Origin of the sequence: Micromonospora sp. NPDC048169 (assembly GCF_040652815.1) — a bacterium.
Taxonomy (GTDB): domain Bacteria; phylum Actinomycetota; class Actinomycetes; order Mycobacteriales; family Micromonosporaceae; genus Micromonospora.
In genome coordinates, this window is record NZ_JBEZMS010000019.1 from 19,224 (window position 1) to 32,272 (window position 13,049).

Consider the following 13,049-nt stretch of genomic DNA (forward strand, 5'->3'; position numbering starts at 1 on the left):
GGCCCGCCGAGCGGCCCGCCCCGGGACGGGCGGCGGTCCGCTAGCGCTCCGGGGTGTCGCCCGGGCGGGTCTGCTCGGCCAGGAACCGTTCCAGCTCGGCACCGAGCTCGTCGGCGGTGGGCAGCGGCCCGGTCTCGCCGGCCAGCAGGTTCTTCTCGCCCCGGCCGCGCGCGAACGCGTCGTACTGCTCCTCCAGCGCCTGGACCAGCGTCGCCGCCTCCTCGGTCTGGGTGACCTGACGGTCGATCTCGACCCGGACCGCCTCGGCGGCGGTCCGCAGATCCTCGACGGGCAGGAGCAGTCCGGTGCTGCGGGACACGGCGGACAGCAGCGCCTCGGCGGCGGCCGGATACTCGGCCTGGGCCACGTAGTGCGGCACGTGGGCGGCGAAGCCGAGGGCGTCGCGACCCCGCTCGCCGAGGCGGTACTCCAGCAGGTGACCGACGCTGGCCGGTACCTGCACCTTCTGCAGCCACGGCTCGTGCCCGGCGATCAGCTCCTTGCGGGTGGCGTGCGCGGTGACGCCGCTGGGCCGGGTGTGCGGCACCGCCATCGGGATCGAGTTGAGCCCGACGGTGAGCCGGACGTCGAGGCGGGCGCTGAGCCCGGCGACGGAGGCGACGAAACGCTCCCACTGCAGATCCGGCTCGGGGCCGGTGAGCAGCAGGAACGGGGTCTCGTCGTCGTCGTGCAGCAGGTGCAGCTCCAGCGCCGGGGCGTCGTAGGACTCCCAGTGGTCCTCGACGAACGTCATCACCGGGCGGCGGGAGCGGTAGTCGAAGACCTGGTCGACGTCGAAACGGGCGATCACCCGGGCGTCGAGCGAGGTGAGCAGCTGTTCCCGGGCGAGCCGGGTGGCGTTGCCGGCGTCGACGAAGCCGGTGAGCGCCTGGATCAGCACCGGCTGGCCGAGCTCGGGCAGCTCGTCGGTGAGTTCGTAGAGCTCGTGTGGATCGAGCACCGGTGGGTCCTCCCTGTCGACGCGTACGGGGGAGTGCCGACCGTGCGGCCTCCCCGGTTCGGCCAACGTACCGGGGTGCGTGGTCCATTCCGTTACGGCCACGTCCGATGCCCGGATGATGATCACGATTCGGCTACGCCCCGGTCCGGCGACCGATATCCGGATCGTCCGAACGGACGAGTTAGTCGATCATCAGCCGGGACCGGGAGGTCTGCGACGTTAGTGCCCGGCCCGGTATGCCCACTGTCGCCCGGGTGATTGGCCCGGTTGCCGAGGTCCGTCACCGGCCGACCGACGCCGGGGCGACATGTCCGCTTTATGCTGGCCAAAGTGTGGCGAGGGCCACTCAATCGGCCTGGGTGATCCCGGTTTGCCCTGCCTAGCCTCGTCGGATGCGTAACGACGGCAACCTCGACGACCCGTTCGGCTCCGGCCGCCCGGCTGACCGTTCGGACGATACCTCCTCCACCAACCGGTCGGCGACGCTCCGACGGCTCTTCCCACGTACCCGCTTCTGGGCACCGACGAACCCCCGGCCCGGCCGGACGAAGCTCGCGGTCGCCACTGGCGCGGCCTGCTGCCTCGGCCTGGTCGGCGTCAGCCAGGCCGGCTTCGGCGCCCCGGAGCGCGCCGCGAGCCCGGCGCCCTCGGCGGAGGTCGCCGAGCGCGCGGCGGTCGACCCGGCCTCCCGGGCCATGGCCCGCCCGAGCACCGCCCCGGCCACCCCCAGCGCCTCCCCGTCCGCTACGGCGAGCCCGAAGGCGACCGCCAAGCCCAAGCCGAAGAAGACGGTCCGGCAGATCGTCCCGGTTGCCGGCCTCGACCGCACCCAGATGAACAACGCCAAGAAGATCGTGCAGGCCGGCCAGAAGATGGGCATGCCGCGCCGGGCCCTGGTCATCGCGGTGGCGACCGCCATGCAGGAGAGCACCCTGCTCAACTACGCCAGCGGCGTGCTGCCCGAGTCGCAGAGCTACCCGCACCAGGCGATCGGCTGGGACCACGACTCGGTCGGGCTGTTCCAGCAGCGCCCGAGCAGCGGCTGGGGCACCGTCGAGCAGCTGATGGACCCCGAGTACGCGACGAAGGCGTTCCTGTCCGCGCTGGCGGAGATCCCCGGCTGGCAGAACCTGCCGCTCTCGGTGGCCGCGCAGGCGGTGCAGATCTCGGCGTTCCCGGACGCGTACGCCCAGCACGAGTGGCGGGCCGGCGAGGTGGTGGCCGAGATCCTGGGCTGACCCGGACGGGGGTTGCCGAAGGGGCGATTCGGGTATCAGAGGGCTTGCCGGTCCCAGGTACACATGAAGGGGACCGCGGGACGGGAGGACCCTCATGTCACTGATGCAACGGATCACCGCCTTCCTGCGGTCGCCGCGGGGCCAGCAGCTGGTCGAGCGCGGCCGGCGTGAGATGTCCAAGCCGGAGAACCAGGCCCGGCTTCGGCAGATCGCGACCCGGCTCCAGTCGCGCCGGCGCTGACCCGCGTCGCCCCCCGCCGCACGAGCCCTCCGGAGCCCTTCGTGACCGACCCCGCCCCCGTCGACGGGGAGCCCAACGCCGTCCCCACCGCCCCCGTCCCGCCGGTGGAGGCGCCCGAGGCGCCACCGGCCAAGCTGTGGGACCGGATGCGGGCGGACCCGCAGTACGCGCCGGAGCACCTGGCCCTGGAAGCGGTACGCCGGCTCGGCCCGGAGGCCGCGCAGTGGGCCGCCCGGGAGCGGGCGCTTCGGCCCGACACGCCACCGGAGCAGCTCGCCGACCAGGCGGTACGCAAGTTCGTCAACCACGCCCGGCTCTCCGGCGCGGTGTCCGGCGCGGCCGGGCTGCCCGGCGCGGTGATCGACGTGGGCGTGCTGGCCTGGACCCAGGCCCGGCTGGTGCTGCACGTCGCGGCCGCCTACGGCGCCGACCCGACGGACCCCGAGCGGGCCACCGACCTGCTGGTGCTCCAGCGGGTGCACAAGGCCGCCCAGGCCGCCCGCCTGGCGCTCGGCGTGGCCGCCGGCCGGGAACGGGCCGGCGCGCTGTTCGGCGCCGCCGGTGACCGGGCGCTGGGCCGGGTGATGCTCCAGCTCGGCGTCCGGCTGGCCCGGATGGCCGGGGTACGCGCCGCCAAGCGGATGTTCGCCAAGATCGTGCCCGGCGCCGCCATCGTGCTCGGCACCTGGGCCAACTCGTCGGCGACGAAGGAGCTGGCCGACCGCACGCGCGCCCTCTACCGCGCCGCCGGCCACCAGCAGCTACCCGGCCCGCGCCGGCCCTGACCCGCCGCGCGCCGGCCGACCCGCCCCGGGCGGCCGGTGCCGGCCGGTCAGCTCGCCCAGCCGGAGGCGTTCCAGGCCACCTCCGCCAGCCGGTCCTGCCCGGCCGCGTTCGGGTGGAACCAGTCCAGCACGTTCACCTGCTCCAGCGTGAAGCGGTGGCGGTGCACCGCGCCGCCGTCGAAGCGGCAGCGCGAACCGTACGCCCGGCAGGCGGCACGGAGTTGCCCGTCGTACGCCTCGATCCGGTCCCTGACGCGGGCCCGGCGGGCCGCCGCGGCGGGCGCGCTCGACGTGGCGTCGGCCAGCAGCGCCGGGCAGACGCCCCGCGACCAGGCCCGCACCGCGCGGGGCTCGGTGTGCCCGATCTGCCAGAGCCGGTACAGGTCCGGGATGCTCGTCACCAGCACCCGGGCCTTCGGCCGGCCCTCGCGCAGCACCGCCAGCGCCGCGTCCACCTGGTCGCGGAAGGTCGCCACCGCAGTCATGTCGTCGACGTCGCCCCGGCAGGCGTCGTTCGCCCCGATCAGCACGGTGACCAGGTCGGCCTTGTCGCGTACCGCCGACCGGGCCTGGCCGCTCAGCGCCGTCGCGCGAGCCCCGGGCGCCGCCCGGTTGTACGCCCGCAGCCCCGGCACGTCGGCGCGCAGCCGCCGGTAGACGCTCTCCACCCGCAGGCCGTCCCCGGTCGACCAGGAGTTGCGTTCGCAGCTCACCAGCACCAGGCAGGAGCCGTAGCCGGTGGTCACCGAGTCGCCGAGCGCGGTCAGCACCCGGGGCTCGCCGGGGCGGGGCGTGCCGGAGGGCCGGGGCGACGCCTCGCCGGCGCCGTCACAGGCGAGCGCGACGAGCGCCGCCAGGCAGGCCAGCGCGGCGATCCAGCGTCTCATCGGTCCCCCGTCCGGCGGCGGCAACGGGCGCGTCGACCCTATGCCCCGGCGGGGTCCCGGCGGCGGTTCTGTCGACTATCGGGCATCGACGACTGTCGTTCACATCTGCCGTGTGGGCGCCGACCGGCCGTGCAGCCACCGGTGCAGCACCCGGGTGATCCGGGGCAGCACCAGGTAGGTCATCAGCGGCGTGAGCACGAGCGTCATGAGCAGCGTCCGGCCGGCCAGCGGCACGCCGGACAGGAACCTCGTGGTCAGCAGCGTGGCGGCCAGGCTGAGCGGGAAGAACGCCAGCCAGATCGTGACGGCCTGCTTCCAGCGCGGCGGCGCGGCCGGCTCCGGCCCGCCGAACGTCTCGACCACGTGGTCCACCGGCGGGGCGAACCACCCCTCGATGCCGGTCCGCCGCTCCACCCGCGTGTGCTCGACGATGCCCTGCGCGGAGCTGAGCCACCAGCGCCGCTGCGGCGACTCCTCCCAGTCGCGCAGCGTGTCCGCGTCGGCGAACCGGTACATCACGTGCCACTCGCCCGAGCCGGGGGCGCTGCGGACGAAACCGGCGCCGAGGAAGCCCGGGAAGCCCTCCGCCAGCGCCGTCCCGGCCCGCATCCACGCCACCACCTCGTGGGTACGCGCCGGGTCAGCGCGCCGGGACACGGCGACGGTCACGGGTACGGCCTGAGTCGTGGTCATGCCATCCTCTCCACCGGCCCGCGGGATCTCCGCCGGAACCGGCAGACCGATGTAACGCACCCGTCCACCGGGCGCATCCGGCGGCCACCCGCCGGGTGTCCCGGATCACCGGCGTTCCCCCGCCCGCCGGTTATCCCCGCCCGAGCCGGGGTAGGCGACAGGAATGACCCGATCACAGCCCCGTCGCGCCCGTGGCACGGTCGGCCACGCGAACAGCGCTCTGAACCTGCGGCTCGCGCTCGCCACGTTCGGTCTGGTCGTGATGACCGTCTTCGCGGTGCTCGCGTTCGCCGCCGACATCGCCTGGCTGGGTGTCGTCTGCGCGCTGCTCGCCGTGGTGGCGGTGGTCGACCTGGTCGTGATCCAGCGCCGCCGCGCCGCGCGCCGCCGGGAGGAGCCGGGCGTGCGGCACTCGCTGTTCGAGTGACAGGAGTACGAGATGCCCATCGCCACCACCAATCCCGCCACCGGACAGGTGCTCAAGACGTACGAGGCGATGTCGGACGAGCAGATCGACGCCGCGATCGAGCGGGCTGACCTCGCCTTCCGGCAGTTGCGGGACACCACAATCGCGCAGCGGGCCCGCTGGCTCCTCGCCGCCGCCGACCTGCTCGACGCCGAGCGCGACGAGACGGCCCGGTTGATGACCACCGAGATGGGCAAGACGTACGCGGCGGCGAAGGCCGAGGTCACGAAGTGCGCCACCGCCTGCCGCTTCTACGCCGGCAACGCGCCGCGGATGCTCGCCGACGAGCCCGCCGACGCCGCCGCGGTCAAGGCCAAGCGGGCGTACGTGCGCTACCAGCCGATCGGCCCGGTGCTGGCGGTGATGCCGTGGAACTTCCCGCTGTGGCAGGTGATGCGGTTCGCCGCCCCGGCCCTGATGGCGGGCAACACCGGCCTGCTCAAGCACGCCTCGAACGTGCCGCAGACCGCGCTCTACCTGGAGGATCTGTTCCGCCGGGCCGGGTTCCCCGAGGGCGCGTTCACCACGCTGCTGGTCGGCTCCGACGCGGTCGACCGGATCCTGCGCGACCCCCGCGTGCGCGCCGCCACGCTCACCGGCAGCGAGCCGGCGGGCCGGTCCATCGCCCAGATCGCCGGCCGGGAGATCAAGAAGACGGTGCTGGAGCTGGGCGGCAGCGACCCGTTCGTGGTGATGCCCTCGGCCGACCTGGACACCGCCGCCGAGGTCGCCACCACCGCCCGCTGCCAGAACAACGGGCAGTCCTGCATCGCCGCGAAGCGGTTCATCGTGCACACCGACGTCTTCGACGCGTTCGCCGAGAAGTTCGCCGCCCGGATGGCGGCGCTGCGCGTCGGCGACCCGATGGACGACGGCACCGACGTCGGCCCGCTCGCCAGTGAGCGCGGTCGCGACGAGGTGCACGCCCAGGTCACCGACGCGGTGGACCAGGGCGCGACGGTGCTCTGCGGCGGCGAGAAGCCGGCCGGGGACGGCTGGTACTACCCGCCGACTGTGGTCACCGACCTGCGCCCGGAGATGCGGATGTGGAGCGAGGAGGTGTTCGGGCCGGTCGCCGGGCTCTACCGGGTCGGCTCGTACGACGAGGCGATCGAGGTCGCCAACGGCACCAGCTTCGGCCTCGGCTCCAACGCCTGGACCAACGACCCGGCCGAGCAGGAGCGCTTCGCCGTCGACCTGGACGCCGGGAACGTGTTCATCAACGGCATGACCACGTCCTACCCGGAGTTGCCGTTCGGCGGCGTGAAGAACTCCGGGTACGGCCGCGAGCTGTCCGCCGCCGGCATGCGCGAGTTCTGCAACACCAAGACCGTGTGGATCGGCGAGGGCCAGGCCGGCGCGGGGGCCGGCGCGCACTCCGAGTGAGGTGTTAACAGGGGCCCCTTCCTCTACCGGAGGCGTTAAGAAGGGGCCCCTGCTTACATCCGGACCGGGGTGGGTAGGAGTGGCGACCATGACGGCGTTCGGCTTCCACGCATCCCACGAGCAGATCCACCCCGCCCGGCTGCTGGAGGCGGTGATCCACGCCGAGCGCGCCGGCTTCGACGCGGCCATGTGCTCCGACCACTTCTCGCCGTGGAGCGAACGGCAGGGGCAGTCCGGGTTCGCCTGGTCGTGGCTCGGGTCCGCGCTCCAGGCCACGAACCTGTCCTTCGGCGTGGTGAACGCGCCCGGCCAGCGCTACCACCCGGCGATCATCGCGCAGGCCATCGGCACGCTCGGCGCCATGTACCCGGGCCGGTTCTGGGCCGCCCTGGGCACCGGCGAGGCGGCAAACGAGCACATCACCGGCGAGGTCTGGCCGCGCAAGGACGTGCGCTCCGCACGGCTGCGCGAGTGCGTCGACGTGATCCGGGCGCTGCTGGCCGGCGAGGAGGTCAGCCACGACGGGCTCGTCACCGTGGACCGGGCGAGGCTCTGGACCCGGCCGGAGGAGCCGCCCGCGCTGGTCGGCGCCGCCGTCAGCGTCGCCACCGCGCGCTGGTGCGCCGAGTGGGCGGACGGGCTGATCACCGTCAACGCGCCGGTCGAGCACCTGCGGCAGATGATCGACGCCTACCGGGACGCGGGCGGGCGCGGCCCGCTGCACCTCCAGGTGCACGTGAGCTGGGCGCCCGAGCAGGCCGAGGCCGAGGCGATCGCGTACGAGCAGTGGCGCAGCAACGTGTTCGCCCCGCCGGTCTGCTGGGACCTGGAGACCCCCGAGCACTTCGACGTGGCGAGCGCCGACGTGCCGATGTCAAAGGTCGCCGAGACCGTGAACGTCTCCGCCGACCTGGGCCGGCACATCGGCTGGCTGGAGGAGTACGTGGCGCTGGGCTTCGACCAGATCGCGCTGCACCACGTCGGGCAGGAGCAGCGCGCGTTCATCGACACGTTCGGCGCCGAGGTGCTGCCGAAGCTGCGCTCCGCCGCCTGATCCCACAACGGCCCGCCGCCGCATAGGCTCGACGGTCGTGGATGCTCTGTTCGAGGTCGTGGTCTTCCTGGCCATCGCGACCTTCGGCGCGGCGCTGGCCCGCCGGCTCGGCCTGCTGGCGCCGATCCTGCTGGTGGTGCTCGGCCTCGCGTTGTCCTTCCTGCCGTTCTTCCCGCACGTGCGGCTGGACCCGGACCTGGTGCTGGTGGGCATCCTGCCGCCGCTGCTCTACGTGGCTGCGCTGGAGACGTCGGTGCCGGCGTTCCGGCTCAACCTGCGGCCGATCCTGCTGCTCGCCGTCGGGCTGGTCGTCTTCACCGCCTTCGTGGTGGGCACCGTCGTGCACTGGTTCCTGCCCCACCTGCCGTACGCGATCTGCCTGGCGCTCGGCGCGGTGGTGGCGCCGCCGGACGCGGTCGCCGCCACCGCGGTGGCCCGCCGGGTCGGCCTGCCCCGCCGGGTCGTCACCATCCTGGAGGGCGAGAGCCTGGTGAACGACGCCACCGCGCTGGTGCTGCTGCGGGTGGCGATCGTCGCCGCGACCGCCACCACCGGCGGGGTCGGCGTCGGCGACGTGGCCCGGGAGGTGGTCGTCGCGGCGGGCGGCGGCATCCTGGTCGGCCTGCTCGGCGTGGTGGTCTTCGGCTACCTGCACAGGCGCATCACCGACCCGGTGCTGGACAACGCGCTGTCGCTGATCGTGCCGTTCGCCGTGGTCTTCGCCGCCGAGGAGATCCACGCCTCCGGGGTGGTCGCGGTGGTGGTGACCGGCCTCGGCATCGGGCACAAGCTGCCCACGCTGCTGTCGGCCGCCTCCCGGCTCCAGGTGACCGCGTTCTGGCGGCTGATCCGGTTCCTCCTCGAAGGACTGGTGTTCCTGCTGGTCGGCCTGCAACTGCCGGAGGTGGTCCGTGACCTCGACGAGCCGTTCGGCTCGCTGGTGGCGATCACCGCGGCGGTGCTGGCCGCCGTCTTCCTGGCCCGGTTCGTCTGGGTGTTCCCGGCCACCTACCTGGCCCGGCTCGTGCCCCGGATCCGCAGGCGTGACCCGGCGCCGCCGGTGCGGTTCCCGGTCGTCATCGGCTGGGCCGGCATGCGGGGCGTGGTGACGCTGGCAGCCGCGCTGGGCCTGCCGCTCACGCTCGCCGGCGACACGCCGTACCCGCGCGGACTGCTCATCTGGCTGGCCTTCGCGGTGATCGTCGCGACGCTGGTCGGCCAGGGCGCCACGCTGCCCTGGCTGGCGCGGCGGCTGCGGCTGCCCCCGGACGACCCGGTGCAGGACGCGCTGTCCGCCGCCGGGGTGCAGCAACGGGCCAGCCGGGCCGCCCGGGAACGCCTCGACGAGCTGGCCGCCGGCGCACCGGAGGCGGTGGTGGAACGCCTGCGCGGGCTGACCACCTCCCGCGCCAACCTGGCCTGGGAACGGCTCGGCGGCACGGAACGGGAAACCCCCTCCCAGGCGTACGCGCGGCTGCGGCAGGAGATGATCGACGCCGAGCGGGAGGTGTTCCGGGCTGCCCGCGACTCCGGCCGGATCCCGGAGGAGGTGCTCACCCGCGCCTATCGTGACCTGGATCTGGAGGAGTCCCTGCTGCGACAGGAGGTCGTCGAATGAGTTGCGAACACCTGGCCGAGGCCGGTACGGCCGAACCCGGCACCACCACCGAGTGCCCCGACTGCGTGGCGATCGGCAACCCGGACTGGGTGCACCTGCGCGCCTGCCTGACCTGCGGGCACGTGGGCTGCTGCGACTCGTCGCCGTACCAGCACGCCACGAAGCACTTCGAGTCGAGCGGGCACCCGGTGATGCGGTCGGTCCAGCCAGGGGAGTCGTGGCGTTGGTGCTTCGTGGACGAGGAGATCGGCTGACTCAGCCGACCCGGCGCTCCAGCACCTGCCCGGTCCACGTCGGGCGGCCCGGCCGCTCCACGGTGAACGGTTCGGTGGCGGTGAACCCGCAGCTCTCGTAGAACCGCACGAGCGCCCGGTCGGGGCTGCGGAAGCAGTCCACCCGCAGCAGGCCGACACCGCGCTCGCGGGCCAGCTCCGCCGCGTACTCCAGCAACCGCGCCCCGACCCCGCGCCCCGCGTACGCCCGGTCGGTGACCAGCAGGTTCACGTACAGCTCAGGCCCGGTGGCCGGCGGCACATACTCGGTGGCCGCACCCACCACGAGCGCGCCCACCACAGTCGCGTCGATCTCGGCGAGGTACAGCCCGTCCCCGGCGGCCCACGCGTCGGCCTGGGCGATGCGACGCGGGTCGATCGACGCCGGCTCGCTGCCCCACTGGTCGGTACGCCCGAGTTCCGTCAGCCAGGCGGTGGCGCTGTCGAGCAGCCGCAGCAGCGTGGGGGCGTCGCCGGGTCCACCCGGGCGGATCGTGATGCTCTGCCGGTCGGTCATCCCGCCATGCTGCTACACCGCGCTCAGCCGGGCACGCCGGCGGGTCGCCTCGCGGGCGCGGCCCGGCTCGCCACCGCGCGGCGGGTCAGCGCCGGGGCGGTCAGCCCGGCGGCGGCGAAGATCCCGCCGAGCACCAGCCAGCCGACCGGACCGCCGCCGAGCACCAGCAGCGTGAGCAGGCCCCGGCCGAGCGCCTGGGCCAGCCCGGCGACCAGGCCGTCCGCGCCCTGGTAGGCGCCGATCGCACCCGGTGGGGCCAGGTCGTAGGCGAGGCCCGCGCCGGCCGCGCCGTGCCACAGGTCGCCCACCGTCCACACCGCGGTCGCGACGAGCAGCAGGACGACCGCCGGGAGCACCGGCAGGACGCCCGTCACGGCGTAGAGCGGTGTCGCCGCGGCGAGCACCAGCCCGGCCCGGCGCAGCTTCCGGGCGGCCGGGGCGGCACGCTCCGCGCCCCGGCTCAGCCGTACCGCGAGCAGCACGGTGAGGACCGTGTTGACGAGCAGCACCGCCGACACCACAGGCGGTGGCGCGCCGGCCCGGTCCACCGTCCACAGTGGCACGACGAGCACGAGCACCGTCACGTGCGTGCTCAGCACCGCCGACGCGCCGCTGACCGCGAGGAACCGTCCGTCCCGTAGCGGCCCGCCGCGTCGCAGCCGATTGCCGCGCTTCAGGGTGCCGGGCGTGCGTCGCGCGCCGTCGGCGGCCGGCTGCGGCGGCAGGCGCAGCAGCAGCGCCGCCGAGAGCAGGTAGGTGGCCGCGTTGCCGACGATCAGCACCTGGTACGCCCGGTGCGTGTCCACGGCGAGGGCGATCCCGGCCAGCGCGGTACCGACGGTGATGCCGAGGTTCGCCACCGCGCGCAGCGTGGCGAAGGCGTGCACCCGGCCGTCCGGGCCGCCCACCGCGGCGACGAGCGCCGCCCGTACCGCCAGGTTGCCGGCCGCGAGCAGCGCCTCCGGCACCGCCACCGCCAGGAACACCGGGAACGAGCCGACCATCAGGTACGCCAGCGCGACGACCGCCTGGCCCACCTGGAGGGCGGCCCGGAGCGTACGCGGATCCCACCTGTCGGCCAGCCCGCCCAGCGGCACGCTCGCGCTCAGCCCGATCAGCCCGGCGACGGTGAGCCCGGCACCCACCGAGGTCGCGGAGAGCCCCACGTCCCGGGTCAGGTAGAGCGCCCCGCCCGCCAGCCACAGCCCTGCGCCGACGGTGTTGGCCAGCGTGGCGTACGCGAGCGTGCGCAGCGGCCCGGGCGGCGGGAGCGGCGAGACGCGCCCCATCAGCGGGGTCCGGCGAGGGCCATGGGGTCGACGCTAGGACTGTTCCGGTCGGCCCGGAGCCCCGCTCGGGGCGACGCCTGTCACACCGCGAGCCCAGCGGGGCGTCGCCGGCGCTGGTCGCCGCCGGAACACCCGGAGCACGACACGGGAAATCCGCTCGCCCGCCGGTCCCCGCTCTGCCAGGGTCGGCGCCGTGGAGCGCAGCAGGATCGCCCGGGCCGACGAGTTGACCGAGGTGCAGCGGATCGAGGTGGCCTCCGGTGCCCCGTTCCGGGAGATCGGCATGACCCTGGTGGCCGACATGCCGCCGCTGCCGGTGGAGGCGCTGGCCGCCGGGCAGCGCGCCGGCCGGCTGTGGGTGGCGACCGACCCGGCCGACCGGCCGATCGCGTTCGTGCTGGCCGACGTGGTCGACGGCGCGGCGCACGTGCAGCAGCTCAGCGTCGACCCGGCGTACGCGCGGCGTGGCATCGGGCGGCGTCTGCTCGACCGGGTGGCGGGGTGGGCGTCGTCGCAGGGGTTGCCGGCGTTGACGCTGACCACGTTCCGCTCGGTGCCGTGGAACGGGCCCTACTACGTGCGGTGCGGATTCCGCGAGCTGCGCGGGACGGAGCTGACCGCGGGCCTGATCGAGCTGCTGGCCGCCGAGGCGGCACTGGGCCTCGACCCGGCCGAGCGGATCGCGATGCGCCGCCCCGTCCCCCGCACGGGGGCCGGGAGCGGTCAACCGGTCGACCGGGACCGCGTCCCGTGCCACGATCGCGCGGTGTCCGCCCCCGTGAACACCCTGCTGCGCCGGCAATTCGACCTGACCTGGGCGCTCGCCGAGTACCACCTCGACCGGCTGGAGCCGGCGGACTTCCTCTGGGAGCCGGGCGGACTCTGCTGGACCATGCGTCCCGGCCCGGACGGCGGGTGGCGTCCCGACTGGGCCGACACCGAGCCGGACCCGGTCCCGGTGCCCACGATCGCGTGGCTGAGCTGGCACATCGGCTGGTGGTGGTCGGTCGCCGCCGACCACGTGCGGCAGCGACCGGCGCGGGAACGCGACGGCATCCGCTGGCCCGGGCCGGGCGCGGAGACGGTCGCCTGGCTGCGGGAGCTGCGGACGGAGTGGACTGAAGCGCTGGACGGGCTGGCCGAGGCCGACCTGGACCGGCCGTCCGCGTACCCCTGGCCCGCCGACGCGGGGCTCACCGTCGCGCACCTCGCCGGCTGGGTGAACGCCGAGCTGATGAAGAACGTGGCCGAGATCGGGCAGCTCCGGCTGCTGCGGGCGGCGGGGCGGCCGGCCTGAGCCGGGCCGTGCTCAGTGCGCGCCGCCGAGGTTGAGCACCACCACCCCGGCGATGACCAGCCCCGCCCCGACCACCTTCGCCACGCTCAGCGGCTCACCCAGGAACGCCGCGCCGATCGCCATGATGGCGGCGGTGCCGAGGCCGGACCAGACCGCGTACGCGACGCCGACCGGGATGTCCTTCACGGCCAGCGAGAGCAGCCCGAACGCGGACAGGTACGCCACGGCGAGGCCGAGCGTCGGCCAGAGGCGGGTGAAGCCGTCGGTGGCCTTGAGCAGACTGGTGCCGATCACCTCGGCGGTGATCGCGCCGAGCAGGAACAGGTACGCCATCGCAGGACCGTA

General features: G+C 74.4%; 15 protein-coding genes. 9 read left to right on the forward strand and 6 right to left on the reverse strand.

Annotated features, from left to right (window positions below):
- Positions 1–40 precede the first annotated feature (40 nt).
- Positions 41–961: a PAC2 family protein gene (locus AB0D28_RS17910; RefSeq protein ID WP_357386981.1), complete on the reverse strand. Its 921-nt coding sequence runs from the start codon at positions 959–961 to the stop codon at positions 41–43.
- Positions 962–1,353: 392 nt separating this feature from the next.
- On the opposite strand from AB0D28_RS17910, the gene AB0D28_RS17915 reads away from it, so the two are divergent.
- The 3 genes from AB0D28_RS17915 to AB0D28_RS17925 all read left to right on the forward strand — a co-directional run bounded on the left by AB0D28_RS17915 (position 1,354) and on the right by AB0D28_RS17925 (position 3,225).
- Positions 1,354–2,199: a peptidase M23 gene (locus AB0D28_RS17915; RefSeq protein ID WP_357386983.1), complete on the forward strand. Its 846-nt coding sequence runs from the start codon at positions 1,354–1,356 to the stop codon at positions 2,197–2,199.
- A gap of 94 nt (positions 2,200–2,293) precedes the next feature.
- On the forward strand, positions 2,294–2,440 hold the full coding sequence (locus AB0D28_RS17920) for a hypothetical protein (RefSeq protein ID WP_357386985.1): 147 nt from the start codon (positions 2,294–2,296) through the stop codon (positions 2,438–2,440).
- A gap of 41 nt (positions 2,441–2,481) precedes the next feature.
- A complete protein-coding gene (locus tag AB0D28_RS17925) occupies positions 2,482–3,225 on the forward strand; it encodes an EcsC family protein (RefSeq protein ID WP_357386987.1) in 744 nt (247 codons plus the stop codon).
- A 47-nt stretch (positions 3,226–3,272) separates the two neighbouring features.
- On the opposite strand, the gene AB0D28_RS17930 is transcribed toward AB0D28_RS17925, so the two are convergent.
- Both AB0D28_RS17930 and AB0D28_RS17935 read right to left on the reverse strand, forming a co-directional pair.
- Positions 3,273–4,112 carry a GDSL-type esterase/lipase family protein gene (locus AB0D28_RS17930; protein ID WP_357386989.1) on the reverse strand — a complete coding sequence of 280 codons (840 nt, stop codon included), beginning with the start codon at positions 4,110–4,112 and terminating at the stop codon, positions 3,273–3,275.
- A gap of 99 nt (positions 4,113–4,211) precedes the next feature.
- Complete coding sequence (locus AB0D28_RS17935; RefSeq protein WP_357386991.1) at positions 4,212–4,805, reverse strand: antibiotic biosynthesis monooxygenase; 594 nt, start codon at positions 4,803–4,805, stop codon at positions 4,212–4,214.
- 163 nt (positions 4,806–4,968) lie between these two features.
- On the opposite strand from AB0D28_RS17935, the gene AB0D28_RS17940 reads away from it, so the two are divergent.
- The 5 genes from AB0D28_RS17940 (at position 4,969) to AB0D28_RS17960 (ending at position 9,583) form a co-directional block, all read left to right on the forward strand.
- The gene (locus AB0D28_RS17940; RefSeq protein ID WP_013285356.1) at positions 4,969–5,232 is read left to right on the forward strand and encodes a DUF6343 family protein; all 264 of its coding nucleotides are present in this window, start codon (positions 4,969–4,971) and stop codon (positions 5,230–5,232) included.
- 12 nt (positions 5,233–5,244) lie between these two features.
- Positions 5,245–6,657, forward strand: a complete 1,413-nt coding sequence (locus tag AB0D28_RS17945) for an NADP-dependent succinic semialdehyde dehydrogenase (protein ID WP_357386994.1) — start codon at positions 5,245–5,247, stop codon at positions 6,655–6,657.
- Between the two features lie 88 nt (positions 6,658–6,745).
- On the forward strand, positions 6,746–7,711 hold the full coding sequence (locus AB0D28_RS17950; RefSeq protein ID WP_357387140.1) for a TIGR03885 family FMN-dependent LLM class oxidoreductase: 966 nt from the start codon (positions 6,746–6,748) through the stop codon (positions 7,709–7,711).
- Positions 7,712–7,748: 37 nt separating this feature from the next.
- Complete coding sequence (locus tag AB0D28_RS17955) at positions 7,749–9,329, forward strand: Na+/H+ antiporter (protein ID WP_357386995.1); 1,581 nt, start codon at positions 7,749–7,751, stop codon at positions 9,327–9,329.
- Positions 9,326–9,583 carry a UBP-type zinc finger domain-containing protein gene (locus AB0D28_RS17960; protein ID WP_357386997.1) on the forward strand — a complete coding sequence of 86 codons (258 nt, stop codon included), beginning with the start codon at positions 9,326–9,328 and terminating at the stop codon, positions 9,581–9,583. Before AB0D28_RS17955 ends, AB0D28_RS17960 begins: the two co-directional genes overlap by 4 nt.
- A gap of 1 nt (position 9,584) precedes the next feature.
- Here the strand turns inward: AB0D28_RS17960 and AB0D28_RS17965 are convergent, their stop codons facing one another.
- Both AB0D28_RS17965 and AB0D28_RS17970 read right to left on the reverse strand, forming a co-directional pair.
- On the reverse strand, positions 9,585–10,118 hold the full coding sequence (locus AB0D28_RS17965; protein WP_357386999.1) for a GNAT family N-acetyltransferase: 534 nt from the start codon (positions 10,116–10,118) through the stop codon (positions 9,585–9,587).
- Positions 10,119–10,141: 23 nt separating this feature from the next.
- Positions 10,142–11,407: an MFS transporter gene (locus AB0D28_RS17970; RefSeq protein ID WP_357387001.1), complete on the reverse strand. Its 1,266-nt coding sequence runs from the start codon at positions 11,405–11,407 to the stop codon at positions 10,142–10,144.
- Between the two features lie 193 nt (positions 11,408–11,600).
- Here AB0D28_RS17970 and AB0D28_RS17975 point away from each other — a divergent pair, with 193 nt between their 5' ends.
- Positions 11,601–12,704 carry a GNAT family N-acetyltransferase gene (locus AB0D28_RS17975; RefSeq protein WP_357387003.1) on the forward strand — a complete coding sequence of 368 codons (1,104 nt, stop codon included), beginning with the start codon at positions 11,601–11,603 and terminating at the stop codon, positions 12,702–12,704.
- 12 nt (positions 12,705–12,716) lie between these two features.
- Here the strand turns inward: AB0D28_RS17975 and AB0D28_RS17980 are convergent, their stop codons facing one another.
- Entirely contained in the window at positions 12,717–13,037 is a 321-nt protein-coding gene (locus AB0D28_RS17980; RefSeq protein WP_069089914.1) for a multidrug efflux SMR transporter, read from the reverse strand.
- Between the last annotated feature and the right edge of the window lie 12 nt (positions 13,038–13,049).

Coding starts and splice junctions, on each gene's coding strand:
- AB0D28_RS17915 (WP_357386983.1), top strand. CDS start 1,354: ATGCGTAACGACGGCAACCTCGACGACCCGTTCGGCTCCGGCCGCCCG.
- AB0D28_RS17920 (WP_357386985.1), top strand. CDS start 2,294: ATGTCACTGATGCAACGGATCACCGCCTTCCTGCGGTCGCCGCGGGGC.
- AB0D28_RS17930 (WP_357386989.1), bottom strand. CDS start 4,112: ATGAGACGCTGGATCGCCGCGCTGGCCTGCCTGGCGGCGCTCGTCGCG.
- AB0D28_RS17935 (WP_357386991.1), bottom strand. CDS start 4,805: ATGACCACGACTCAGGCCGTACCCGTGACCGTCGCCGTGTCCCGGCGC.
- AB0D28_RS17940 (WP_013285356.1), top strand. CDS start 4,969: ATGACCCGATCACAGCCCCGTCGCGCCCGTGGCACGGTCGGCCACGCG.
- AB0D28_RS17945 (WP_357386994.1), top strand. CDS start 5,245: ATGCCCATCGCCACCACCAATCCCGCCACCGGACAGGTGCTCAAGACG.
- AB0D28_RS17950 (WP_357387140.1), top strand. CDS start 6,746: ATGACGGCGTTCGGCTTCCACGCATCCCACGAGCAGATCCACCCCGCC.
- AB0D28_RS17960 (WP_357386997.1), top strand. CDS start 9,326: ATGAGTTGCGAACACCTGGCCGAGGCCGGTACGGCCGAACCCGGCACC.
- AB0D28_RS17965 (WP_357386999.1), bottom strand. CDS start 10,118: ATGACCGACCGGCAGAGCATCACGATCCGCCCGGGTGGACCCGGCGAC.
- AB0D28_RS17970 (WP_357387001.1), bottom strand. CDS start 11,407: ATGGGGCGCGTCTCGCCGCTCCCGCCGCCCGGGCCGCTGCGCACGCTC.
- AB0D28_RS17980 (WP_069089914.1), bottom strand. CDS start 13,037: ATGGCGTACCTGTTCCTGCTCGGCGCGATCACCGCCGAGGTGATCGGC.